This window comes from Bacillus sp. S3, from assembly GCF_005154805.1.
Taxonomy (GTDB): Bacteria; Bacillota; Bacilli; order Bacillales; family Cytobacillaceae; genus Neobacillus.
The window spans coordinates 307,501-333,192 of the sequence record NZ_CP039727.1 but is presented as its reverse complement, the minus strand read 5'-3'; the positions used below and the strand labels follow the sequence as shown (position 1 = coordinate 333,192).

The window sequence follows — 25,692 nt, the reverse complement described above, 5'->3', positions numbered from 1 at the left end:
TTACCCCCTAATTAGTAACGACCCCAATTAACACCATAAAACGGGATGTTAACCCCGCCGTTTTTGAATATCTCCCTGTTTGGAGCGCTTCCTTTTTGAAAAAGAAGCAATCTGAAAATCTTGAAAACTAGCAGTTAATTCCCGTTTCATGACATTCATGATAATAATCAGAAAGAAAAATCCAAATACCGGAAATAATTCGACCCATGGGTAATGAAGTAAGAACCGAAAATTTTGCCCGATGAGGCCAGACCATTCATTCGATAATGAGGCCAATGGCGGATAATCCGACCCGTCGTTGATGCCGCCAATTTGCGGGCCGCCAATAAAAACAGAAAATATCCCCAAGTGCATCATGAGGACCAGCGTATTCATGTACTGTTGGACCCCCATTAACAGACCGTATGACCTTACATATGGAAACAAGTGCTTTCTGACGATATGCAAGTGAGTTGCCCCCATTAGATAGGAACTCTTGATAAATGTTTGTTTTTTCAACTCATCTACCATATCTGCCGTGGTTAATACGACAGCCGGGAAGGCAACAATCCCTAAAATAAATATTTGGTAGGTGATAATACTCCAGATTCCAATGCCGGTATACTGCACCGTTACCGGTGTCATCAGCAGCAGCGCGATAATGATACTCGGTATATACCTAAAGCCAATAAAAAGATCTTTAAAATAAGTTTTTATGTTAGGGTGGGAAAAGGAAAGGAGGATCCCTATCACCACCCCGAGCAGCAGCCGGAGAAAAGTGACGATAAATGCCGTTATGATCGTGTACTTAGCGCCATCCAAAACAATAAGGAACATATCCTCTCCATTTGGGTTGGTGCCAAAAATATGGTGTAAAGAAGGCGGAAACGGGGCCCTGCCGATCAGTCCACCCTTCCCGTCATATTTAAATATCTCTTTCTCATAATCTGCCGGCCCATAAAAGGGATAAAGGCAGCTGGAGATTAAGATTCCTAGAATAATCATAGAACCTGCAATAGTCATTTTATATTTTCTCATAAACGAACCTCTTCATGTCCCCTTGCTTTATAGGCGACATATCTTATTAATATATCAATGAGAATAATCGGCACGGCAAAAAGGAAAAAGTTGAACATCACTTGTGGGGCGGGTTGAAACAATATCCTTCCCAGGTCAATTGTAAATCCCTTGATTTTAAACATATATTCAATTAATACAATGTTAGACAGGACAAACCAAACGATTGTCCGCAGTTGGATAATGTACAAGGGTAATGTATTCCTAAGCATGTGGAACACATAAATTCGGAAGAGACTCATTCCTTTCGCTTTTGCATAGATCACATACTCCTTTTGCACTTCTTCCTCCAATACCTTTGCTAAAAATTGCGCCAAATATAATGTAGGCAAAAACGAGGTGACGACGATGGGAATAAAATACGGATAAGCGTTAAATCCATACAATTGGAGCAGCTTCAGGCCTGTGCTCTTATAGATTGATATGACGATAATCTGAAACAGAAAAATGACAAGAAGATCAGGAATTGCTTCGACCATATCCAATACCCGTTTAAAAAATTGTCTGAACTTATATGGCCCGATGAGCGTGATTGCTGCCAATATCAATCCTTGCACCGTTATCAATGCTAATGACAGAATCAGTACCTCCATGGTGTATGCATACCGCTCCGTTATATTCTTATCCAGCCACGTTTCGATTGGGTAATTTTTAAAAAACTGTACTAACGTATCCCACAGTTTTTCTTTGAAATTCTCAAAACTAGCATCAATTGACCCAGTACGAATATTAAAAAGTCTTGGGATAGACAAAAAGAGCGTAAAGCCGGTAATCAAACAACTAAATCGAATTAATAAATGCACCATTGTTTTCATTTTATCCCCTTCATCCAAAACCATTTTTTATTGGGATGTTCACAAACTTTAACCAGATGAAAGCCCGCTTTTCTTAAAAAAATTGTACCATATCCTTCTATAGGTGATCGATTCAATCGTTTAACTTACATGCATTGTTAGTTGCCGCTTCAAAAGAATATAAGATTCCGCATTTTCTTCGGTCATGAAGGTATCCTTCTCCACTAACCCGGCCCGTAATAGTTCCGCTTTTATTGTTTTAATTAACAGGTTTTTGAATAAAACAGAACGGTTGTGTGCGATTTTTCCAGCAATATCACATAACCACTTTTCCAAATGAATCCCCATTATTTTGCTTCTTAACTCGTCTTGGGCAGTCACTCTTATTTTACTCCGCACCGGCAGCCTCTCGGCAACGGCAGCTTTTAATTTGCTCTTATATATGTTTATGCTAAGATAAACTTCCCCTAAAAGCTCCGTTACCTCACCGTTCTCTGCCATTACTTTTTGGGAAACCAGTTCTTCTCTCATTTCATCCAGTAACAACTCACGAAAGAATTTCGAACGATTATCCGCTACCTGATCCACCACATTCCATAACCATCCTTCCATATGCAGGCTGACGGTAATCTTTTTACTCGAAGGACATGTACGGCCTCTCTTCAACCTTTTCACCTCCAAAACTAAAAACGACCAGTCGGTTTATTAAATAATACCAATAAATGACTAATCCGTCTATTATGAAATCACATTTTTACCCAATAAACGAACTAATAAAATGAGCAAAGAGCAAAAATCGGTTTCTTCACCAATTCGAGTACCCCATGTGTCAGGCTTTCGAAATGCCTAGGACGGTATACAAAAAGCACCTCATAAAGAGATGCTATGTCTAACTGATTGCCTTTGACTATAAATTTGAAGAATATTCCTTCTCACAATCATTCAGCAGTACTAGTCATAATACGACAAAACCTCCCATTGAAGACGTTTACACTATGACTATATAATTAACTAGATTATTAAATAGGGAGGAGAAAGATTTTGAAAAAGGGTTCGAAGATTGTAGGTACAACAATTCTTATTGGAAGTTTATTAGCAGCTTCACACTCTGCTTTTGCAGAGACAAAGGACAATCCATCCCAACAAGCCTTTGACAACAAGGTTGTAAAACGTATTGATGTCGATCGTATTTATGAAAATGTTTCTTATCTGGCGGAGACGATCGGCTCGCGTGTAGCAGGCACGGCAAAGGAAGACCAAACTGTGGAGTACATAGCAAATCAATTTAAGCAATATGGCTTCAATAATGTGGAGATCCAGCCATTTAAATTTGTATCCAGCTACAACAGACCAACGACAGCCTCTTTTTCTGTAAATGGAACGAGTTATCAGGTAACGGCTTTTGGTTACTCGCAAAATACACCATCCGGTGGAATGAGCAGTAAGTTGGTATATGTTGGCCTTGGAAGTGAAGCTGAAGTGGCTGGAAAAGATGTATCCGGAAACATTGCTTTGGTTCATCGAGGCGGAGGAATTCCATTTGCAACAAAAATGTCAAATGCGAAAAATGCCGGGGCAAGTGGAGTTGTTATTATCAACGATGTAGCAGGATTACCCACTTCTAACCTTGCAGCTGATGAATCGAATCTTCCAACCTTATACATGACCAAAGCAGAGGGGGACGCATTAGTTTCTACTTTGGGACAAACAACTCTTACAGGCACAATGCGAATTGAAGGTGCGAAGTTTATCATGGCAACCTCCCATAATGTCATTGCCACAAAAAAACCGCAAGCCAATAAAGATACGAAGCAAATTATCATGATTGGGGCCCACCATGATTCCGTTGCAGTTGGTACTGGAGCAAGTGATAACGCATCAGGAACGTCTGTTTTATTGGAGTTAGCTAGAGTACTGGCAAACACCCCTACTGATACCGAAATTCGTTTTATTACGTTTGGTGCAGAAGAAAGAGGTTTGCTAGGATCCTATCATTATACTAAGCAGCTTTCCAAGGATGAAATTAACCGTACAGTTGCAATGTTTAATATGGACATGGTAGGAAGCAAAAATGCCGGGAAATTTGCAATGTTTACAGTAGATGGCAAACCAAATACCGTCACCACTTTAGGAAATTCAGCAGGAACTAGGTTATATGAGGCGATTTCGTATAACCAGGTCGGAAGGAGTGACCACCAGCCATTTACTGAGGTTGGAATTCCTGCAGCCGTCTTTTCGTATGCTCCTTTAGAACCGGAATACCATTCTCCAAATGATAAAATTGAATTAATAAGCAAAGAAAAACTATTAAAAACAGCTCAAGTACTAGGCGCGGCCATCTATCAGGCAGCACGTCCCGATACACCGGCTTTAGAACGTTCGAAGGTAGCCCCTATACCTATAGAAGCTGTGCTTGACAGGGATCTACACCTTTAATATCTAACTGGAAGCTGTTGCGAGCATTGGTAGCAACAGCTTCATTCATTTTCAATTGCATATTTTGTTTTAAGTAACGCCGACTCTTCCCTTCTTCTCTACCAAAAAAGAGCCATCGCCCTCGTACTAATCCTACCTTTTCTTTTTAACTTTATAGCCAAATAGCTGGGACTTTCATCAGGAAAACCTGAGTAAAATGAAATTTTTCAGCATATTATTTTGCCCTAGAAGTGCCCATTATCAAAAAAGCGAGCAGCCTGGAATCCATCCATGCTGCTCTCCTTATCAAAATAATCCTAAAACGACGCCGTTTCTTTTGTTCTCTAGGCACGAAGGCATCTCCGATCACGGAACGTTTAGGTCATACAAGTGATGAAACAACTATAAATGTATATCTCCATGTTAAACATTTACTCGTGACCAAACTCCTGTTTTTTGTAATTCTATTAATCCAGAGAAAACTATTATGGAGGGTTAAATTTTAACATGGCGGGTAAATAGTAATAAATTATTTTCTAGCAACTGATTTAAACTGCGAGGAGTGGAATAAATTGAATATCTTATTGACATCAACTGCAAGAAGAATAGACTTTGTAGGATTTTTTCAGGATGCTTTAAAAAATGCTGGTATCAACGGGAAAGTAATTACTGCTGATCCTGAATATAATGCCCCATCGCTCCAAGCAGGAGACGAAAACTATGTAATTCCACAGCAAACGGATTCAAATTATATGGAAACAATAGTGGAGATTTGTAAGAAACATCATGTGAACTGTCTTGTTCCATTGAATGATTGGGAAGTACCCCAAATAGCTGCAAACAAAAAAGAACTGGAGAAATTAGGTGTATCCGTATTTGCGCCGGATTTAGCTATTGTCGAAAAGGTACGGGACAAGGGAAAGTACCGGGGGCTGCTGGATCCGTTTGGCGTTAAGACTCCGCTTTCCTACCTCAATGTTGATGATGCGAAGAAGGCATTGGAAAAACAAGAAGTATCCTTTCCGTTAATCGTGAAGCCCCGTAACGGTTCGGCCTCAATAGGTGTAGAAACTATCGATAATGTAGAGGATTTAGAATTTGCCTATCAGCTTGTCGTCCGAAAGATTAAGGAAAGTCCATTGGATGGCGACACATCCAGAGAACCGGAGGAAAATGTCATTATTCAGGAAGTGATTGAAGGTGATAAGTTTAGTTTGGATATGTTTAACGATTTAAATGGCCGCTTTCTTACTTCATTCGCCCGAAAGCAATTAGGTATGAGGGGCGGAGATATCGATCGGTGCATTACGGTCAATAGCCCGGAATTAACAGAAATCGCACAGCGATTAGGTAAAGGCTTTGGCCATGCAGGCTATATGAACACGGATGTCTATTTCAATGGTACTGATTATTACGTTATTGATATCAACCCCCGCTTTGGCGGCGGTTATGCTTTTACCCATTCAGCAGGAGCTGATATTCCAGCGGCAATCATTGCGCTAACCGCCGGTAAACAGGTGCAAGAGGAATGGCTGCGTCAAACACATGATATCGAGCTAGCACGACATGACACTGTTGTTTCGATAAATAAACAAAAGGTGGTGCAAGCACTTCAAGAGTAACATTGAAAGTAAAACGTTTGATCAAACTTGAAAAAATGGAGGATCGATAAAATGGGCGATCCAATCCCCTTATTAGAAGAACTAATTAAAATAGACAGCTCTACAAAAGCAGGTGCAAATGAAGCGATTGCCTATTGTGAACAATGGTTAACAGACCATGGCCTCCCCGTAAAAAAGTTAGTGAATAATGGGTTTCACATGCTGGTTTGTGAAATAGGCCAAGGTGATCATACGGTTGTACTAAACGGACATATCGATGTCATTGAAGCGGAGGAAAGACAGTTCCAACCCTATTTCGAAGATGGAAAAATGTATGGCCGCGGTACAGTGGATATGAAGGCAGGAGTCGCTTCCTTCATGGTGGCAGCAGCATATTTGAAAGACAGGGACTTAACTTCCCGGGTCATGCTTCAAATCGTTCCAGACGAGGAGACCGGCGGCATCAACGGGACCAAATATTTAACAGAAAATGGCTATTTAGGAGATTTTATTATTTGTGGTGAACCAACAAATATGGGGATTGCCATCCAATCTAAAGGCGTACTTCAGCTCGATATTTCCATCCAGGGGAAATCAGCCCATGGGAGCCGTCCATGGGAAGGTACGAATGCAATAACCAAAGCGATTAATCTCTTTGAAGAAATTTTAGAGCTTCCTTTTGCACAAGAAAGCTCCCCTATGTTTACTAAGCCATCTATCAATCTCGCAAAGATCCAAGGAGGAACCGTCTATAATAAGGTACCGGATCTATGTGAAATGTTCCTGGATATCAGATATCTGCCAGACCAGTCTCCGGAGGATATTGTTCATCAGATTCAGCCAATAACAGACGGTACCGTAACAATCCATAATTGCAATAATCCGGTCAAAACCAAAGCAGACAATCCTTATGTACAAGCATTGGGCGAATCAATTAAACGAATCACCCAGCTCGAAAAAGTAACCATATTCGGTCAGCATGGTTCCAACGATGGACAGTTTTTCAACAAGTACGGAGGTTCAGCCGTAGAATTTGGTCCCGTTGGCAGCGACTGGCATGGAGAGAACGAAATGGTTTTTGTCGATTCGGTTAGAGAATATCAGCATGTGCTGGTGGATTTTATTTTGAACTTGGATGATTATCTAGAAACTCACCCATAATTATTTGATTAGGAACTACCTGATTAGCCGATTTATATAAAAATTAGAAAAACGTATGAGACGCTTTTTGAAAATAGCAGAGCTAAATCCTGAACGAACAAAAGAGATGAATAAAGAGGCTTCTCTAAAGTTCGGTGAACTTTAGAGAAGCCTTAATCAAAAAATACTTCAAGTTACATTCAACCCTTAAAATATAAAGGGATTAAGGGGCAGATTACATCATGCCGCTCCTATAATGAGATTGTGTTAGCAAAATGACAGCATCCCGTTTTTAAGTATGCCTTTATTCCATTTTCCCAACAACTTTTACTCTTAACCTTGTTGCGTTTTCCGGATGATAAGCAAGTGGAGTTTCTTCCACTTCCACTAATTCAATCGTACTAGAAACGGCTCCAGCTAGAACCGCTTGTCGCACTGCCTTTTCTTGTGCATCTTTCAATGATTCCTCACGTGGTTCTTTAGAATAGATATAGATCTGTTCATACTGCCCGCTTATTTGAGCAATCGATGCACCAATCGCATTTGCGACACCCCCATGCTCAGCTTTAAGAATATGGGATACCCCGCGAATCGTATCTGGAACAATAATACTGCCTCCACCTACGATAACGAGTTGAACATCTTCTGACGAAGTTTTCATTTTATCAATAGCTTGTTCAATTAGAATGGAAATTTCCAATTGAACTTCCTTAGCAAACTCTTCATCAATATGTGCTACTAAACTCTTATCACCAACATCAGCTAATCCAAGACGAACAGCAATATCCGTTGCAGTAAGCGTATTCCCGCCAAAGACAAGTGCTTCTTGACCAATCTTGTATCCTACACTATCAGGCCCCACAGTAATCTTACCGTTATCCACTCGAACAATACTTCCTCCGCCCAGTCCAACAGAAATAATATCTGGCATTCTAAAATTTGTCCGGATATCCCCTACTTCAACGGCTACAGAAGACTCTCTTGGAAATCCGTCTTGTAAGACCCCGATATCAGAAGTCGTCCCGCCTACATCAAGAACCATCGTGTCTTTGATCTCTGCTAAATAAGAAGCACCTCGTATACTATTGGTTGGTCCGCATGCTATCGTTAGTATAGGGAAATGTTTGGCATATTCAATCGACATTAACGTTCCGTCATTCTGACATAAATACACTTCCACACCCGAGATCCCTTCCTCTTCCAAGGCATGAACAAACCCTTCTGTCGTCGTTTCAATTACTTTACATAATGCCGCATTTAAAATCGTCGCATTTTCGCGTTCGATTAAACCGATGGAGCCAATCAAGGAAGAGCATGAAACAGGAAATTCTGCACCATATACTTCTTGGATAAGATCTCGAACCCTGAGTTCTTGATCATTTTTGATAGAGGAAAAAACGCCAACCACGGCAATTGACTCTACTTTATCTTGCCATTCTTCTAATAGTGTTTTAATTTCATCTTCATCAAGTTCTCCCAATACTTGACCATCATATTCATAGCCGCCGTGAACAAGCGCATAGTTCCCTGATAGTTTTTCAACGATATCTTCCGGCCAGGCAGTGTAAGGGAGGACGGAGGCAGTAGCAGGATATCCTAAACGAATAACACCAACGCGGGCTAATTTTTTCCGCTCAACAATCGCATTTGTACACTGGGTTGTCCCTAACATCGCATGAGTGATTTTCGTCCGGTCAATGCCGCTTTCTTTTATTAAATCTCGCAACGCACTTTCAATCCCGGTCTTAATATCTAAACTTGTTGGAGATTTTACACTATGAATGAGGTTGCGATTTTCATCTAAAATGATCGCATCTGTATTTGTTCCACCAACATCAATTCCAATTCTATACATGTTCAACAACCGCCTTTTTAACCAATTCCTCTATTGGAACATAATCGTAATCATATCCAAAATACTTAGGACCTGCTGTTTCGATTCCCTTTTCAGTCCTCCATTTCGGATGAGCTGGCAATCCAATCACGCGTACACGTTTTCCATATTTTAAACTTTCAGTTGTAACTGGCAGTAATGTTTCATAATCAACTAGACAAAGTAAATCCGGGGTCATAGCGACAACTTGATCATTTTTTTCAGCAAGTAAATTTTCATTTTGAAAATGGACCTTCATCTTTTCGTCTTTATTCACGTTAATTCCTTCAAGAATCATTTTTCCAAGGTTAAATCCTCCCTTCGTTTCACGAATAACGTCGACAATTTTACCTTGGAATAATTCATAACCAGATACTAGTTTTAACAATTCTTGAAGTTTTTCTTTCGCTTCCTTGCCTTTTGAAGAAATAATTTCGCCAATCTGTTCAGAGAGGGTAACGATATGATGGACTCCACTCTTCTTGATCTGAGCACCAGTCGTTGGATACAAACTAACTAAGGAACTTGCTCCCATCTCCACAGTCGCTGTCCGAGCTAAGCGCTCTGTCCATTTATTATCAATGGTTTCAAAAATCCCAATATTCCCTTTTTCATCCGTTATAGCCATCGGAGTCGCCGAAATGCCATCCAGGTTAAATGTCACCATTTGCAATTCAGGGAAGGCACGCCCCATACCATCACAGTCAATCAACGGTAAGTTCAGCTGTGCTGCCACAACAATCGGGACCATTGAATTCACTCCGCCTGCCTCCATTGGATAGGTTCCTGCAATTTTTTCTTTCCCTAAATACCGCGCTAGTTTTTGGAAGACCTTAACAAACTCATCTCCTTTTGGAAACTTCTCTACCAATACAGAAGGTGCCCCCATCATAGCAGCTGGAATAAAAAAGTCGTCATCCCCAATTTCATCTACTGAATATAATCTGACCGGTCCATTTTTTTCAATGGCGGATAGAGCCATCAATTTCCCAATATAAGGATCTCCGCCGCCGCCTGTTCCTAAAAAAGCAGCTCCAATTGCAATATTTTCAATGGATTCTTTATCTAAATATCTCATCTATTTTCCTCCAATATGACAGTCTTTTGGGCAGATATACGGTGCCCGGCAAAATAAATAACAAATGAAATGATAATCCCGATCAAGGGCTGATTAGAGACATGGGGTAAACTTGGGAATAAAGATAAAACAACAGGAATACTTGCAATAACAGCCCCTACCAGCCATGAAAATACACCTAGCCAATTTACGCCTTCCATTTCCCTCCAGCTATTTTTGTCGCCTTTATTCATCACCCAATAAGATGCGATCATGACACCTGCTACTGGCGGAATCATGGCTGATAAAATCGACATAATCGGTGTAAAGAAATTTAGTATCCCTACCACTGCCAACAATGTCCCTATTGTTCCAGCAATACCGACGGCCAATTTTTCCTTTTCCTTAGAAACGTTAAAAACATTAATCAAAGCTATTCCACCTGAAATGGCATTTACTAGATTTGTTTTCCATGTAGCTAAAATCAAAGCAACACCACCAATAAAGGGAGTGGCTATTTTTAGAAAGATGCCCGTGATATCACTTGTTTGATAAGCAATGGTTAATACAGCCCCTACACCAATCATTAACACTCCCGCGGGGATGATTCCAAAGGTTGCAGCTTTCAAAACATCTGAACGTTTTTTCGAAAATTGAGAATAATCACCAGCTATTACGGCACCCAATGCAAACGAACCAATCGTTACCGCAAGTCCGTCCATAAAACTCATATTGCCTTTAGGTGTGTAGTTCTGAATAGCCTGCAAATTTCCTCCAGTCAGCGTGTGAATTAAACCATATACACAAATGACAACCAATAAAGGGACGGCAATATAACTTAATATCCGCAGCACTTTGATTCCGTAAATGGCAGAAACCACCATTACTAAACCACAAATTAAAGAAGCAAATGGGACAGGAACACTAATATCATACACAGCTAACAAACTAGCTAACGCTGCCCCGCAAACATTGGCCTGGATCCCAAACCAGCCTAAGCAAGCAATGGCTAAAATAATCGATAATATCGTTCGAGATCCCTTTTTTCCAAACACATGTCCTGCGACTTGAACGGTCGGTCTTCCTAAATCACTACTTTGAATCCCTTGCAAAATCATAAGGATTACTACAACGGAATATCCAACAAAAGTAACGAGCAATGCTTTAGGTAAGCTCATACCAGAAATAAGTGCATTCCCTACTAACAGACTTGGTATACAAATCATTGCGCCTGCCCAGATAATTCCCAAACTATACCACGACTGATATTCTCCATCCCTTCTCATATTGCTTCCTCCCTTGTTCCTGATTAATTTTTCTTATTATAAAAGAAAGAATAGTGGTAAGTCTTTTTCAAAAGGAAAAAAAAAATCTGAATTTTTGTCTATTTTGACAAGAATTCAGATTTTTCTAGTGATTAACCACCCGGTAAATCATACAGGCTATATAGACATCGTAAAATTCGGAATAGGCCGTTACATCGCATCCAATCAATTCGCTGATTTTTCTAATTCGATACTTCACTGTATTTTTGTGGATAAAAAGAAGTCTTCCACACTCATCAAAATTCCCCTTCGCATCTAAAAGAAAGGTCATCAATGTCCTCAAAGATTCTTCGTCATTTAAAATGGGGGAAATGATCGACAACCATTCCTCTATCTTTTCCTCCCCTTGTTTACTGAAATCAATGGCTCTATCCATGGATCGGACTTCCGCTGTTGTATACAATTTACGCATTGGATAGATGGTATGGACTTTCTTACCCACTTTATTTACCAACTGATACATACGACGTACATCTTGAGTATTTCTCATTTTCGGTGCATAAACAATTTCCGATATTTGAGGGTAATAATTCGTCGTTTCGATAAACTCGGCTGCAATCTCAAACTCAGGGTGTTTATATAAATAATTCCCTAGGAGGACGATAATGCAATGATCAATCGTTTGAATAACTGCAGTTTTATAGTACTTTGAAAGCTCTTCTTCCAGCTCATCTCTAATACTCTTTTCATTGGACAAATCGTTAATATACACTAACCACATCATTTGAATAGCGGATACATCAATATTTAGGAGATTAGCCAGCCTTCGCATTTTATCGCTTTCATCATTAATAATCGCTTTTACCAATGCATACTCACTAACCTCATCATGCTTGTCTCCCCATAGATTAATGGCTACTTGTACAACTTCACTAATTTTATCAATCACCTTAGCAGGTAATTTAGTATTTTCTTTAATAACAAAAAGATAAAGAAGCTCTCCATTTTTTTGCTGAATACTTTTGTATTCCACGAAACATGATAAGGTATTAATATCTACCTCTTGTATTACCGTTCTTCCATTCACTATATGTTGTGAACACTCCCTGATCACTTTCAATACATCTAAAGATGAATTACGAGGCCACATGATTTGATTCACAACTTCAAAATGTAAATTCGTCAGCAGGATATTCGCTTTTAGGCGATCAGATAACAATTTAAGGGTAATTTCCACGCTGCGCATATGTTCTGGCAACAAGGATACCTTTTCCAAAGCTTCTTTAACAAAATTATCATTAACCGTCTGATTGCTCACAATCGTTTCCATCACTTCATAGATTACTTCATTATAGCGAAGAGAATAATCATTTTTGGGCATACAAATGATGATAAAATCTTGTGAGTCTGCTAATTGCAGGACCTCTTCTGGTATCTCCGGCATGATAATTCCCACATAATATAAAATTAAGCCCAATTCCCCCAGATCATGTAAGTGTTGAATCGTTTCACATTGTTTTTCCACACTATCTTTAATTGAATAAAAAGAGCTGATGACAAGCTCTTCAGCATACCACTCTTCCTGAACCGCTTGATTGGCCTTAGAGAAAAAGTCAAAATTAGAAACCTCTAATACAGATAAAGATGAGACAGTTCGATTTAAATTATTTTTCCCCGTTAATACCTCTGCTCCCCTTAAGGATGGCAATTGTAAGATGTCCTTTACCGTTACCCCAATTTGACTCACCCCTTCCTCCTAATTTCCCTTGATAACAAAACAACTCTATTTCTATATTATAACGTAGGAAATAAAAAAAGAAGCTTCCCAAAAGTTCAGTGAACTTATGAGAAGCCTCTATTAAAATCCTCTATGTTAGCAAATTACTATCATATTGCTACAAAACCCAATCATATCAAGGGTCTGAGGGGGCAGATTACATCATGCCGCCCATTCCACCCATACCGCCCATGTCAGGCATACCCATGCCTGCACCAGCTGGTTCTGGTTTGTCAGCTACAACTGCTTCAGTTGTTAAGAACATAGCTGCAACAGATGCTGCGTTTTGAAGTGCTGAACGTGTAACCTTAGTTGGGTCAACGATACCGGCTTCGATCATGTTTACCCACTCGCCAGTTGCTGCGTTGAAGCCTGTGCCGACAGTTTCGCGCTTTAAGCGGTCAACAATGACAGATCCTTCAAGTCCAGCGTTTTGAGCGATTGTGCGAACTGGCTCTTCCATCGCACGTAGGACGATGTTGATACCTGTAGCCACGTCACCTTCCGCTTGAACTTCAGACACTTTGCTGTATACGTTAAGAAGGGCTACACCACCACCGGATACAATACCTTCTTCAACAGCAGCACGAGTTGCGTTCAAAGCGTCTTCGATGCGAAGTTTGCGCTCTTTTAATTCTGTTTCAGTTGCAGCACCAACTTTGATTACTGCTACGCCGCCAGCTAATTTAGCTAAGCGCTCTTGTAATTTTTCACGGTCAAATTCAGAAGTTGTTTCTTCTAATTGAACACGGATTTGGTTCACACGAGCTTGAATTTCTTCAGTAGCTCCTGCACCCTCAACGATTGTTGTATTTTCTTTCGTTACAACAACTTTAGAAGCGCGTCCTAAAGATGTAATTGTAGTTGTTTTTAATTCACGGCCAAGCTCTTCAGTGATCACTTCACCGCCAGTTAAGGCAGCGATATCTTCAAGCATAGCTTTACGGCGGTCACCGAAGCCAGGAGCTTTAACTGCCACAGCATTGAATGTACCGCGAAGTTTGTTCAATACTAAAGTAGAAAGTGCTTCCCCTTCAATATCTTCAGCGATCAATAGTAATGGCTTGCTTTGTTGTACTACTTGCTCAAGAACTGGAAGGATTTCTTGAATGCTGGAAATCTTCTTGTCAGTGATTAAGATATATGGATTTTCTAATACAGCTTCCATTTTATCTGTGTTTGTTACCATGTAAGCAGAAGTGTAACCGCGATCGAATTGCATACCTTCTACTACATCTAATTCAGTAGTGAAGCCTTTTGATTCTTCGATTGTGATAACGCCGTCGTTGCCCACGCGCTCCATTGCTTCCGCGATCAATTGGCCCACTTCTTTGTCATCTGAAGAAATCGCAGCAACTTGAGCGATTGACTCTTTGCCTTCGATTTGTTTTGAAATAGCTTTTAATTCTTGAACTGCTACACCAACAGCCTTTTCAATTCCTTTGCGGATACCCATTGGGTTCGCGCCAGCTGTTACGTTCTTTAATCCTTCGCGGATCATCGCTTGAGCAAGAACCGTTGCAGTTGTTGTACCGTCACCGGCAACATCGTTTGTTTTGCTTGCAACTTCAGCAACAAGCTTTGCACCCATGTTTTCGAATGCATCTTCTAATTCGATTTCTTTAGCGATGGTTACACCGTCATTTGTGATAAGCGGTGAACCAAATTTTTTCTCAAGAACCACGTTGCGTCCTTTAGGTCCGAGAGTAACTTTTACTGTATCTGCAAGTGTATCAACACCACGTAGCATTGCGCGGCGCGCGTCTTCACTAAACTTAATCTCTTTAGCCATTGTTCAAAAACCTCCTCGTATTTTCTAAACCATAATTTATTCTTAATATTCGATAACTGTCCAGCTCCAGCTCCCAGCAGCTAGTGTACTTCGCTCTTCTCCCTACGATAAGTTAACATCGGATCGCTAACGCTCTCCGTGTTTCCTTTATCTCAGTCGAAGTGCTCCAGTCCATACGCTGCTAAACGGTCGCTTGCGCCTTTCTATTCTAATTAGCTAATTACAGCAAGGATATCGTTTTCACGTAAAAGTAAGTATTCTACGCCTTCGTACTTCACTTCAGTACCAGCGTATTTTGAGAAGATAATGCGGTCGCCAACAGCAACTTCAAGTGCTACACGTTCTCCGCTTTCAAGTACGCGGCCAGTGCCAACGGCAACAACTTTTCCTTCTTGAGGCTTTTCCTTCGCTGAATCCGGTAATACGATCCCGCTTGCAGTTTTTTCTTCTGATTCAACAAGCTCAATGACAATGCGATCACCTAATGGTCTTAACAAATCAAACAACCTCCTCAAAATATATGTAATTCTGACTTATTAGCACTCTCTATGAATGAGTGCTAACACAATTATTATAATAATGAATCTTAAAATCTTTTGCAAGTATGAAGCATAAAATTTTACAAAAGAATTTTGCTTTTTTACAACCTTATCAAGTATGTGAAAAACTCGTCATTCTATACCTTCTTTTTGAAAAAGTTCTTCTAAATTGAAACCGTTCCAGTTTTAAGAGTAAAATGAATAATAATGATTTGAAAACTAGAATATGTATTCGTTAAACATACCTGAGTGGTTTATAAAGGAGATTACAATTTGAAAAAGGAATATTGGATTGTCATCATTGTGTACCTTGCTATGCAGCTTTCTGGCATTATCGGCCTTCCATTGTTAACAATGGGCTTTCATGCCTTCGGAATCAGCCAAAGTTTGGCTGTCCCAGTTTGGCTGATTGCCAGTTTTTCAATTGCTTTATTCATCATTCTTTTTTTACTAAGGAAAGAAATGAAGGCAAACGATTTCGAAAAAAGAGGCGGTTCTTCTGCTGGCGCGGCGGTTATATGGGCGATTGCAGGCGTCTTCTTAGCTTATTTATCACAAGCCATAGCCATTATAATTGAAACACGCTTAGGTGTTGATATGGGTTCGGAGAATACGCAAAATATCCTTCGAATTATCGAAACCATGCCGGCTGCCATGCTTGTTTCCAGCGTCATTGGTCCGATTTTAGAAGAAATTGTGTTTCGAAAAATTATTTTCGGCGCCATGTACAAGCGTTTTAACTTTTTTATCTCGGCGTTGATTAGCTCGGTTATCTTTGCAGCGGCACATATGGAGTTTCAGCACATCCTGCTTTATTCGGCCATGGGCTTCACCTTCGCGTTCCTTTACGTTAAAACGAAGCGGATTCTCGTACCGATTTTTGCCCATGTCACGATGAATACCTTGGTTGTTTTGGTTCAAACTGTTTACAAAGATGATATTGAGAGATTGAGGCGTGAGGCTGAGGCGCTGCAAAACTTTATCGGAGGATTTCTATGAAACGTTCACCCTTGTTTTCCGGAATTATTTACTTTCTGCTAGGTGCAGTATTTACCTTCTTTGCCATCGACGACGTGCAAAAGAACGGCTGGGGCTTTTTCAGTTACCTGCTTGTCTTATTAGCTACATTTGACTTCGGCTCAGGCTTGAAAATGATACTTTTTCATTTTAAATACAAGAACCAATTGAAAAAATAAGAAAAGGGATCCCTGCATTTCCATCGAGGTTGGGGTCCCTTTTTGCGTCTTTTGGTCAATAATTCGCTCTTTCTATTTGCCGTGGTCTGATTCTGATACGTTTTTTTAGAAGCGATGCCCTTTATCAACCACATTGAACCTTTTATCGACAACTTTCGCTGGTTTATCGACGTCTTTTGGAACTTTATCAACGACTTTTAAACTTTTATCAACGACTTCGGGCCTTTTTCCAACGACCATCCATTCCCGTAAATCTCCTCTAGATCTTTTCCGACATTTTGACCGTTGAATGCTTATCCTGAATAAAATCAGTTGAATATTCTACCCGGCCAATTTGACAGCCTGAACCGATTTTAACCAGTTTGCCCCTGACGATATCTGCCTTCGTATTTTCAAGAAACACTTCATCACCTTCAATTACCTTCACTACTAGTGACCCCTCATCCTTAACAAATGGAAGCAGTGATGTTTTTCTTTTTATTGAGATTTTTTCTCCGCCAATTTCCTCTGCCGAACTATTGCCAAAACGGAGAGCAATATTGATGGTATCCGCATTCAATAGACCTTTTATTTCAAATCCGCCGCTTAAATCAAATTTCTCATATTCGACGTCGCCGCCCGCGGATATACTGCCCTTTATATTAGCTGTTTCACCTGAAAGCCGCTCACCCACTTCAAGCGTCCCAAGGATCTTGATTTTTTTCAAAGCTGATTCACCAGCAATGGACAACGTCCCCATTACCAACATGTCACCAGAATCCATTTTCCCCATCACTTCCGTTTCACCGATCACTTTTACAGATCCGGCTTTCACATTCTCCAATGCCTCACTCGTGCCGTATATATGAAACGTCGAACATTCTACATTACTTTCAATCGTCCCTTCCCCGCGGATGCTCACCTTATCGTAACGGCCGCCAGGATAATTGCCTGAACCATTGATCGTCAGATTTTGACCTTTTTCCACTTCCTTCTCCCCCTTTATATCTTTCTCGACTCTTTCACAACTGCTTTTTTGTCAACTGAAAGCTTTCCGCTATACTCAACCAGACCAATTTCACATTTTGGCCCGATGGTAATCTCGTTGCCGCGGACAACAGCCGCTTTCGTATTTTCCAATTCAATTTTGTCCCCTTCGATGCATTCCGTTTCCAGCTGGGTTTGAATAAACGACTTAAATAATCCCATTAATGCCGGTTTGTCTTTAATACGAATGGTTTGCCCGCCTATTTCTCTGGCTTTGCACTCTCCAAAAATCTTAATATCCACTTCATCCGCATTTAAAAGCCCGCCAATGATAAACAGTGACTCCGCTTTAAACGATTCCGCTTCACAATCTCCCTCAACGGTCAGCCTGCCCTTAATGGCGATTTCCTCCGCTCTTACCTTCCCCCCGACAGAGGCCTTTCCTGCCACCTTCAACTGTTCTGCGTAAAGGTTATGTTCAATTTTCGCCGTTCCATCGACTGATAATGATTTACAGTCAAGATTTCCTTTCACTTTTCCGTTTCCGTTAATCTTAGCTTTGTTCGTTACCACATTTCCATTTACCGTCCCGGAGCCATTGCAATCGAATTCGACACAGTCGATATCACTGTTAACGGTCCCTTTGCCATTGATGGTTACATGGCGAAATTGCCCGCCGTTTGCCGAACCAAAGCCGTTAATATTCAAGTCTCCCCTTTTTTGCGTATCCATGATCATTCTCCTTTATAATAACTTCGCCTTAATCTCTTCCATACATTTCACGAGTGAAAGCTGAACCATCACTTTCGTCCCTTGGTCAAACTGAACAGCTTCCGCATTGATCAGTAATAAACAGGATGAAACCCCCAGTTTTCTCGTCAGCACTAACTCAGCATTTTTTTGTTTGATCGATCCCCTATAATCCTTTAAGACTTGAAGCAGCATTTTCCCTTCATCTAGATTAACTTCTCCGGACTGCAGCAGCTTCTCTAATACATAGACTTCAAGAATTCTTGAAAAATCAAAATGGGTTCCGCCCTTTTCAGTTTCCAAATATACGTCCATTACTGCACTCGAAACAATGTTACGCTCCAACAGTTCCTCTTTCGTGAAATGCAACTCTGTTACGTTAGGTGAAAACATGTCTGCCAGCTCATCCAATGATAGGTTTTCTTTCATCGTTTGAATCTTATCAATTCGCTCTAAAATCTTTTCTCTTGGAAAAAAGGTTTCCTGCCCCGTAAACGTTGATTTTCGAATAAACCAGTCCTCAGGAATAAGATCCTTTCGCTTCCAGCGATACAGCTGACCATACGAGATTCCTGCAATATCTAATAAATCCTTTTTCGAAATTAACCCCTCGCTCATGTTAAATATCCCCTTTCTGGTTTTTAACGTAACATAACACTGTTATGTTGTAAAGAATTCAATAAAAAAACTTTCCACAATTTCTGTGAAAAGTCTTAATCGACATTATTCTTCTATTTCCACTGTCGGATAATGCTTTAAAAAGTAGACCAGTGACTGGAGTTCTACTGCCAAGTCAATGTGATGTACCCTGATCGAGGATGTGACATTTAACCTTGCTGGGGTGAAATTTAAGATCCCCTTTACATTGGCATTCACAAGCCGGTCCGTGATCATCTGTGCTGCTTGGGCTGGAACGGTTAAAATGGCAACATGTATGTCTTCCTCCACTAACACTTTCTCCAACTCATCCATGTGAAAAACAGGTACTTCACGAATCATCGTGCCCATTTTTGCCGGATCGACATCAAAGGCACAGGCAATTTTTGTGTTATTATTTTTTAAAAAATTATAGTTTAAAAAGGCTGTACCAAGATTCCCCACCCCGATTAAGGCAACCTTAGTCAATTCATCCTGGTCAAGTGTTTTACGGAAGAATGTTAATAAGTAATTGACATTGTATCCATAGCCCTTTTTCCCTAATGCGCCGAAATAAGAAAAATCGCGTCGAATCGTTGCCGAATCCACTTTTACCGCTTCACTTAATTCTGCTGATGAAACCCTTTGCTTGCCTGAACTATGCAAATTTTTCAAAAATCGATAATAGAGGGGCAGCCGTTTGGCTGTCGCCTGTGGTATCTTCATCGTTTCATTACTCATATTCTCCCACACCCCTTTTGAATGTATGTTATTATTTCACTTGTTCCGTTCGCTTGAAGTCACCGTTTTTTCCGCCAGTTTTCTCGACTAAATAGGTTGGCCCAATGACCATCCCTTTATTAACTGCCTTACACATATCATAAACGGTTAATGCACAGGCCGAAGCAGCTGTTAGCGCTTCCATTTCCACACCTGTGTTCCCTTTTGTCTTAACAGCTGCAGCAATATGTAATTGAACCTGATCTTGCCCGCCCTCTTCCCATGTAAAAGAGATATTTACCCCTGTTAATGGAATCGGATGACACATCGGGATCAAATCCCACGTCTTTTTTGCAGCCATGACTGCTGCAACTTGAGCCACTGCTAGCACATCGCCTTTTTTCATTTCTTGGTTATTTATTTTTTCAAAAATTTCTTTACTGACCGTTATGCTGGAATGAGCAAGAGCGGTACGTGCCGTTTCTGGTTTATCACTGACATCGACCATCTTTGCTCTGCCCTCTTCATTAAAATGTGTAAATTCTGCCATAAAAATATTCCTCCTATCCAAAAATAATACACTATTTTTCCTAAAATGTGTGTGAAACTTTGAACTTTTTTGATAGCCATTGGCTTTATTGCCCGTAATCCGGTTATACGGTACACTATTAGTATGTATATAGAGGTGAAATTAGATGATTTTGTTACAGGTTAATCAATTACAAAAATATTATGGCGCTGACCTTATTTTATCGAATATAAAGCTAGAATTACAAACCCGTGACCGTGTCGCCCTCGTCGGCCGCAACGGCGCAGGAAAATCGACATTATTGAAAATTATTGCCGGTCATTTGTCACATGATGGCGGTGAGATTATAAAGCCGAAAGAAGTGACTATCGGCTATTTAGCCCAAAATACCGGACTTGAGTCCAAATTATCCATTTGGGAAGAAATGTTGACCGTGTTCGAACCCTTACGTGCAATGGAAAAGTCACTGCGCAGGCTGGAAGAACAAATGGCGGATCCTGCTATTTTCGAGGACCCTGTTAAATACGAGCGGATTTTAAAAGAATATGATCTGCTCCAAGTAAAATTTAAGGAGCAAGGGGGCTATCAATACGAAGCCGATATCCGCTCCGTTCTGCATGGCCTTAACTTTCACGACAGCACCCTGATGATTTCCAGTTTAAGCGGCGGACAGAAAACCCGTCTTGCCCTTGGAAAGCTGCTGTTAACGCGTCCCGACATTTTGATTCTGGACGAGCCTACCAACCATCTCGATATTGATACATTATCATGGCTCGAACAATATTTACAGAGCTATGATGGCGCGATTTTAATCGTATCTCATGACCGCTATTTTTTAGATAAGGTTGTGACGCAGGTCTATGAGGTATCCCGCAAGCAAATCGGGCGGTTTCCCGGGAACTACAGTGCCTACCTTGAGCAAAAAGCGGCCAATTATGAGCGCGATATGAAACTCTTTGAGAAGCAGCAGCAAGAAGTCGCTAATCTGCAGGACTTTATCCAACGAAATTTAGCGCGGGCTTCGACCACGAAGCGAGCGCAAAGCCGCCGGAAAAAGCTCGAAAAAATGGAGCTGATGGATCGTCCGCTTGGGGACGAAAAATCGGCAACCTTCTCGTTTGAAATTGAAAAACAAAGCGGGAATGACGTTTTAACGGTGGATTCACTTGCCGTCGGGTATGAGGGTGAGATGGTTTCAGAGGACATCACCTTCCGCGCCTATAAAGGAGAGAGTATTGCTCTTGTTGGTCCGAATGGAATCGGAAAATCGACACTGTTAAAAACCATCATAAAAAAATTGCCCGCACTTGCTGGATCAGTTTATTATGGAACAAACCTTTCAATTGGTTATTATGACCAGCAACAGGCCGAATTAACCTCCAATAAGCGCGTCTTAAATGAACTCTGGGATGATTATCCGTTAAAAAGTGAAAAGGAAATTCGGACGGTGTTAGGTAACTTCCTCTTTTCCGGTGACGATGTGTTAAAAATTGTCTCCACGTTAAGCGGCGGTGAAAAAGCCCGATTGGCGCTGGCTAAGCTGATGCTGGAGAAAGCAAATGTGCTGATCCTTGATGAGCCTACGAACCACCTTGATCTGGACAGTAAGGAAGTTCTCGAGAATGCCCTGATGGATTATCCTGGGACGATTCTGTTTGTTTCACACGACAGATATTTCATTAACCGGATTGCCACTAAAGTGTTGGAATTAAGTCGGCACGGCAGCACAGAGTATCTTGGGGACTATGATTATTATCTAGAAAAGAAATTAGAGCAGGAAGAACTTGCCGCCCTTTCCCTGGCTGCCTCCACGAAAGCAATTGCGGAAAAGGATGCTTTTGAAAAAAATAGTTATCAACAGGATAAGGAAACCAAAAAGCTGGAACGGCAGCGGAAACGAAAGTTAGAGGAAATCGAGCTGCGAATTGAAGAACTGGAGGAACAAATTCAACAGTACGAGCAGCAATTATGTGAGCCTGAGATTTTTCAGGACCATGAAAAGGTAATAGAAATCAACATGAAAAATGAACATGCAAAAGCAGAGCTCGAGCAATTGATGGAAGAATGGGCTGAGCTTGCTGAATAAAGAATGAAACCGGGCTGATTGGATCGCCCGGTTTTTAGCTTTACTTCTATCAACAAAATGTTTGGTGTATCGACATACTTTAAAAATTAATCGACAAAATCTGAGTACAATTCGACAAATTCATAAAAATTATCAACATGTTTTAACATGTATCCACTTTTCCACAACATTATACACATTTCAAACAGTTTATTTTTATGCATTTTTTATGCTTTTCCACATTATCCACATTAAACACCGTTTTTATCCACATTATCAACAGTATACACAGACTTATCCACAATTTGTTGATTGTTATCAGTTTTTTTGAAAAATTTTATCCACAATATTAGGGGATGTGCGGTCCTTTTTTGCATTTATGTCCATTGAGGAGTTGTTCATTTACTGTTTGAGCTTTTCCTTTTGCAATTCGGTCAATGTAACCGCGTTTCATTTACCGTTTGGGCTTTCCTTTTTGCAATTCGGTCAATGTAACCGCGTTTCATTTACCGTTTAAGCTTTCCTTTTTGCAATTCGGTCAATGTAACCGCGTTTCATTTACCGTTTGGGCTTTTCTTTTTGCAATTCGGTCAATGTAATGGCTTTTCATTTACCGCTCGGGCTATCCTTTTTGCATTTCGGTAAATGAACACTTACTACATTCCTCCCAAAGTTCCCTACCAAAAAAAAACTCTTCTAATTCAGAAGAGTTAGATGTTATATATTTCAATATCCAATCCAGGTATGGCATTTAATGATGAATCAGCCCTGATTCCTTTTTCAAACATGACACTTCCGGCGGCGGCAATCATCGCCGCATTGTCTGTACATAACGATAAGGGCGGAATCACCAATTCAATCTCCGGATGATTCCCAAAGGTCTTCTCCAGTGCTTTTCTCAGTCCCTTGTTCGCTGCCACGCCGCCGGCAACTACCAGCTGGCCGACGCCATACTCAGCTACAGCCCTTTCCGTCTTTTTCACGAGCACTTCAATCACACTTTCCTGGAAACTGGCTGCAAGGTCCTCGGGCTCAATCCGTTCACCCCGCTGCTCTGCGTTATGAACCGTATTTATTACCGCAGACTTTAAACCGCTAAAACTAAAATCATATGAGCCTTCCTCAAGCCAGGCCCTCGGCAAATCAATTGTCGGACTTCCCTCCTGTGCCAACCGGTCAATATGCGGACCTCCGGGATACGGCATGTTTAACGTCCTCGCTACTTTATCGTAGGCCTCACCTGCTGCGTCGTCTCTCGTTTCTCCAATCACCTCAAAGTGACCATGCTCTTTCATATACACAAGCTCGGTATGCCCGCCTGAAACGACAAGTGCTAAGAGCGGAAACTTTAATTCTGTAACCAGCCTGTTCGCATAAATATGCCCGGCAATATGATGGACAGGGACAAGCGGCTTATTATGAGCAAAGGCAAGTGCCTTCGCCGCATTTACTCCAATTAAGAGCGCCCCCACTAATCCCGGGCCTTCTGTTACTGCTATAGCATCAATATCTGAAAAGGTTAATTGGGCCTGATTTAATGCTTCTTCAATCACAAGCGTTATTTGTTCCACATGATGACGCGAGGCAATTTCCGGCACCACACCGCCAAAGCGCTTATGACTTTCAATTTGCGAAGCCACTACATTTGCGACAATTTCACGGCCATCTTTAACAATGGCGACGGCTGTTTCATCACAGCTCGTTTCAATTCCTACTATCAATACGTCTTTTTTCATAAGCTCACCCACATTATTTGTGCATCTTCCTGATTATCGGAATAATAATTTTTCCTGATTCCGCCGTTTTGAAACCCAAACTTGCGGTAAAGGGATTGTGCGACATGATTTGTCACTCTCACTTCAAGGGTCATGGTTCTTGCCCCCATCTCCCTCGCTACGGCTATTAACTTCCTCATTAAGGCCTCACCCAGTTTTTTTCCTCTATACTCCGGCAAAATTGCTACATTCGTTACATGTGCTTCATCAATCACCACCCATGTCCCGCAATATCCGATAATCTTCCCATCTTCCTCAAGAACAATATAAACAGCAAATTTGTTATTGTATAATTCATTATAAAAAGCTTCCCGGCTCCATGGCGTTGTAAATGACGCATGCTCCACTTCTAATACCTGGTCAATATCCTCTTCCCTCATATAACGAAAAACATAAGAATCTATCATATTTCTAATTCCTATCTATTTGAAATTTTCCCTTTTGCCTCTAACCACTTCTGTTCCGCTTCTGCCAAACGAATATAATTTGGAACAAATGCGTGGACATCCTCATCCGGTTTATTCCGGCCTAACATTGCAAGTTCGGCGGGCCGAGGATTGTGTTCCGTCATATTGGCAAAAATGGCCTGTGAGCCCAGTACCTCTTTTATTTTGTCACGATGAATGGGCAGGTCATTTCCGATAAACAGAATTGGTTTGTTCATTTCTGATAATGTTGCTGCCCAATCGGCTAACATCACTAACTGATCCTCTACCACAGCAGCCAATTCTCCGTTCTGATACTGATAGAGTGCAGTGTAGACTTGTCCCCTTCTAGCGTCTACTATGGGTGATACATATCCATTAAAGTATCGGCCTGCACCCGCCGCTAAAACCTCCAGACTGGAAATGCCGACAAGCGGTATCTTTAAAGTCCAGGCTAATGTTTTGGCAATCGTGACACCGATTCTAACACCCGTATAGGAACCAGGTCCCTTTGCCACAACGATTTTCGTTAAATCGGCAGGGGTTCGTTCACAATCCTTCATTAATGTCTCAATGGCCGGCATAATGCGAACAGAGTGGTTCTTTTTTAAATTGGTGATATATTCACCAAGTACTTGATTTTCATCTAAAAGCGCTATCCCCAATGGATTGTTAGAAGTATCGATCGCTAGTATGGTCATCTAAAAATCTCCTTACATAATTGCTCATATCGGTTTCCTTTTGGTTCAAGAACAATTTTACGCTGGTCTTGGCTTTCATGATATAAAAATATCGTTAATCGTTCCACAGGCAGCTGCTCCTCGATTAAATGCGCCCATTCCACTACTGTAACTCCATCACCTTCAAAGTATTCATCAAAGCCAAGGTCTTCAAAGGCATCGGCTACGCGGTAAACGTCCATATGATATAATGGCAGCTTTCCTTTATATTCTTTAATGATGGTAAATGTCGGACTATTAACAGTTCTCTTTATCTCTAACCCTTTTGCCAAGCCTTTGGTGAAGGTTGTTTTCCCTGCGCCCAAATCGCCCTCAAGGGCAAGGACATCGCCTGGCTGTAAAAAGTGCGCCAGTTTTGCCGCGAATTGCGAGGTTTCCTCAGAATTCGCCGTATGTATTTCAAATTGATTCATATAATCACCTTTATACTTTAACATAATCATCTCTATTTCTATTTTACCCTTATTTATGTATAAAAAAAACCTTAGGACGTTCCTAAGGAATAGTTCTTTTCGATTTGTGTTGATAGGAATTTGACGTACTCGATCACTTATACGGCTTCTTAACGACCGTTCCGGTGG

General features: G+C 40.9%; 25 protein-coding genes. 6 read left to right on the top strand and 19 right to left on the bottom strand.

The annotated features are described in order from the left end of the window. Positions 1–48: 48 nt before the first annotated feature. From FAY30_RS01675 to FAY30_RS01665, 3 genes are all read right to left on the bottom strand, one after another. Positions 49–1,017 carry an ABC transporter permease gene (locus FAY30_RS01675; RefSeq protein WP_149868260.1) on the bottom strand — a complete coding sequence of 323 codons (969 nt, stop codon included), beginning with the start codon at positions 1,015–1,017 and terminating at the stop codon, positions 49–51. Then, positions 1,014–1,871 (bottom strand): ABC transporter permease subunit, encoded by an 858-nt coding sequence (locus tag FAY30_RS01670; RefSeq protein WP_190284785.1) that lies wholly within the window; start codon positions 1,869–1,871, stop codon positions 1,014–1,016. The genes FAY30_RS01675 and FAY30_RS01670 overlap by 4 nt, the downstream gene beginning before the upstream one ends. Positions 1,872–1,991: 120 nt before the next feature. Next, positions 1,992–2,516 carry a hypothetical protein gene (locus FAY30_RS01665; protein WP_149868258.1) on the bottom strand — a complete coding sequence of 175 codons (525 nt, stop codon included), beginning with the start codon at positions 2,514–2,516 and terminating at the stop codon, positions 1,992–1,994. Between the two features lie 375 nt (positions 2,517–2,891). On the opposite strand from FAY30_RS01665, the gene FAY30_RS01660 reads away from it, so the two are divergent. From FAY30_RS01660 to FAY30_RS01650, 3 genes are all read left to right on the top strand, one after another. Beyond that, positions 2,892–4,286 carry a DUF4910 domain-containing protein gene (locus tag FAY30_RS01660; protein WP_223820863.1) on the top strand — a complete coding sequence of 465 codons (1,395 nt, stop codon included), beginning with the start codon at positions 2,892–2,894 and terminating at the stop codon, positions 4,284–4,286. A gap of 551 nt (positions 4,287–4,837) precedes the next feature. Beyond that, positions 4,838–5,887, top strand: coding sequence for an ATP-grasp domain-containing protein (locus FAY30_RS01655; protein ID WP_149868257.1), 1,050 nt, complete (start codon positions 4,838–4,840; stop codon positions 5,885–5,887). A 51-nt stretch (positions 5,888–5,938) separates the two neighbouring features. Further along, entirely contained in the window at positions 5,939–7,027 is a 1,089-nt protein-coding gene (locus FAY30_RS01650) for a M20 family metallopeptidase (protein ID WP_149868256.1), read from the top strand. A 283-nt stretch (positions 7,028–7,310) separates the two neighbouring features. Here FAY30_RS01650 and FAY30_RS01645 read toward each other — a convergent pair whose 3' ends face one another. From FAY30_RS01645 to groES, 6 genes are all read right to left on the bottom strand, one after another. Further along, positions 7,311–8,861, bottom strand: a complete 1,551-nt coding sequence (locus FAY30_RS01645; RefSeq protein WP_149868255.1) for a hydantoinase/oxoprolinase N-terminal domain-containing protein — start codon at positions 8,859–8,861, stop codon at positions 7,311–7,313. Then, positions 8,854–9,957, bottom strand: a complete 1,104-nt coding sequence (locus tag FAY30_RS01640) for an S-methyl thiohydantoin desulfurase family protein (protein ID WP_149868254.1) — start codon at positions 9,955–9,957, stop codon at positions 8,854–8,856. Before FAY30_RS01640 ends, FAY30_RS01645 begins: the two co-directional genes overlap by 8 nt. Next, the gene (locus FAY30_RS01635) at positions 9,954–11,222 is read right to left on the bottom strand and encodes a cytosine permease (RefSeq protein WP_149868253.1); all 1,269 of its coding nucleotides are present in this window, start codon (positions 11,220–11,222) and stop codon (positions 9,954–9,956) included. The genes FAY30_RS01640 and FAY30_RS01635 overlap by 4 nt, the downstream gene beginning before the upstream one ends. A gap of 124 nt (positions 11,223–11,346) precedes the next feature. After that, entirely contained in the window at positions 11,347–12,948 is a 1,602-nt protein-coding gene (locus tag FAY30_RS01630) for a PucR family transcriptional regulator (protein WP_223820862.1), read from the bottom strand. A 187-nt stretch (positions 12,949–13,135) separates the two neighbouring features. Continuing rightward, entirely contained in the window at positions 13,136–14,770 is a 1,635-nt protein-coding gene (groL, locus tag FAY30_RS01625) for a chaperonin GroEL (RefSeq protein WP_149868252.1), read from the bottom strand. 212 nt (positions 14,771–14,982) lie between these two features. Next, positions 14,983–15,267: a co-chaperone GroES gene (groES, locus tag FAY30_RS01620; RefSeq protein ID WP_149868251.1), complete on the bottom strand. Its 285-nt coding sequence runs from the start codon at positions 15,265–15,267 to the stop codon at positions 14,983–14,985. 315 nt (positions 15,268–15,582) lie between these two features. Between groES and FAY30_RS01615 the strand changes: the two genes are divergently transcribed. Beyond that, complete coding sequence (locus FAY30_RS01615) at positions 15,583–16,308, top strand: CPBP family intramembrane glutamic endopeptidase (RefSeq protein ID WP_149868250.1); 726 nt, start codon at positions 15,583–15,585, stop codon at positions 16,306–16,308. Then, a complete protein-coding gene (locus FAY30_RS01610) occupies positions 16,305–16,505 on the top strand; it encodes a YdiK family protein (protein ID WP_149868249.1) in 201 nt (66 codons plus the stop codon). The genes FAY30_RS01615 and FAY30_RS01610 overlap by 4 nt, the downstream gene beginning before the upstream one ends. 105 nt (positions 16,506–16,610) lie before the next feature. Here the strand turns inward: FAY30_RS01610 and FAY30_RS27755 are convergent, their stop codons facing one another. The 6 genes from FAY30_RS27755 to moaC all read right to left on the bottom strand — a co-directional run bounded on the left by FAY30_RS27755 (position 16,611) and on the right by moaC (position 20,127). Beyond that, positions 16,611–16,745 carry a hypothetical protein gene (locus tag FAY30_RS27755; RefSeq protein WP_263315275.1) on the bottom strand — a complete coding sequence of 45 codons (135 nt, stop codon included), beginning with the start codon at positions 16,743–16,745 and terminating at the stop codon, positions 16,611–16,613. A 19-nt stretch (positions 16,746–16,764) separates the two neighbouring features. After that, complete coding sequence (locus FAY30_RS01605) at positions 16,765–17,472, bottom strand: cytoplasmic protein (RefSeq protein WP_149868248.1); 708 nt, start codon at positions 17,470–17,472, stop codon at positions 16,765–16,767. Between the two features lie 14 nt (positions 17,473–17,486). Then, on the bottom strand, positions 17,487–18,203 hold the full coding sequence (locus tag FAY30_RS01600) for a polymer-forming cytoskeletal protein (RefSeq protein WP_149868247.1): 717 nt from the start codon (positions 18,201–18,203) through the stop codon (positions 17,487–17,489). Positions 18,204–18,215: 12 nt separating this feature from the next. After that, positions 18,216–18,839: a YhbD family protein gene (locus FAY30_RS01595; RefSeq protein ID WP_149868246.1), complete on the bottom strand. Its 624-nt coding sequence runs from the start codon at positions 18,837–18,839 to the stop codon at positions 18,216–18,218. Positions 18,840–18,944: 105 nt separating this feature from the next. Next, the gene (locus FAY30_RS01590) at positions 18,945–19,598 is read right to left on the bottom strand and encodes a redox-sensing transcriptional repressor Rex (protein WP_149868245.1); all 654 of its coding nucleotides are present in this window, start codon (positions 19,596–19,598) and stop codon (positions 18,945–18,947) included. A 31-nt stretch (positions 19,599–19,629) separates the two neighbouring features. After that, the gene (gene moaC, locus FAY30_RS01585) at positions 19,630–20,127 is read right to left on the bottom strand and encodes a cyclic pyranopterin monophosphate synthase MoaC (protein WP_149868244.1); all 498 of its coding nucleotides are present in this window, start codon (positions 20,125–20,127) and stop codon (positions 19,630–19,632) included. Positions 20,128–20,272: 145 nt separating this feature from the next. Between moaC and FAY30_RS01580 the strand changes: the two genes are divergently transcribed. Further along, positions 20,273–22,192, top strand: coding sequence for an ABC transporter ATP-binding protein (locus tag FAY30_RS01580; RefSeq protein WP_149868243.1), 1,920 nt, complete (start codon positions 20,273–20,275; stop codon positions 22,190–22,192). A 689-nt stretch (positions 22,193–22,881) separates the two neighbouring features. Here FAY30_RS01580 and tsaD read toward each other — a convergent pair. From tsaD to tsaE, 4 genes are read right to left on the bottom strand one after another with little or no spacing between them, the layout of a single operon-like run. Continuing rightward, positions 22,882–23,907, bottom strand: coding sequence for a tRNA (adenosine(37)-N6)-threonylcarbamoyltransferase complex transferase subunit TsaD (gene tsaD, locus FAY30_RS01575; protein ID WP_149868242.1), 1,026 nt, complete (start codon positions 23,905–23,907; stop codon positions 22,882–22,884). Further along, on the bottom strand, positions 23,904–24,353 hold the full coding sequence (gene rimI / locus FAY30_RS01570) for a ribosomal protein S18-alanine N-acetyltransferase (RefSeq protein ID WP_149868241.1): 450 nt from the start codon (positions 24,351–24,353) through the stop codon (positions 23,904–23,906). Before rimI ends, tsaD begins: the two co-directional genes overlap by 4 nt. An 11-nt stretch (positions 24,354–24,364) precedes the next feature. Beyond that, positions 24,365–25,072: a tRNA (adenosine(37)-N6)-threonylcarbamoyltransferase complex dimerization subunit type 1 TsaB gene (tsaB, locus tag FAY30_RS01565; protein WP_149868240.1), complete on the bottom strand. Its 708-nt coding sequence runs from the start codon at positions 25,070–25,072 to the stop codon at positions 24,365–24,367. Further along, the gene (gene tsaE, locus FAY30_RS01560; protein WP_149868239.1) at positions 25,069–25,524 is read right to left on the bottom strand and encodes a tRNA (adenosine(37)-N6)-threonylcarbamoyltransferase complex ATPase subunit type 1 TsaE; all 456 of its coding nucleotides are present in this window, start codon (positions 25,522–25,524) and stop codon (positions 25,069–25,071) included. Before tsaE ends, tsaB begins: the two co-directional genes overlap by 4 nt. Positions 25,525–25,692 lie beyond the last annotated feature (168 nt).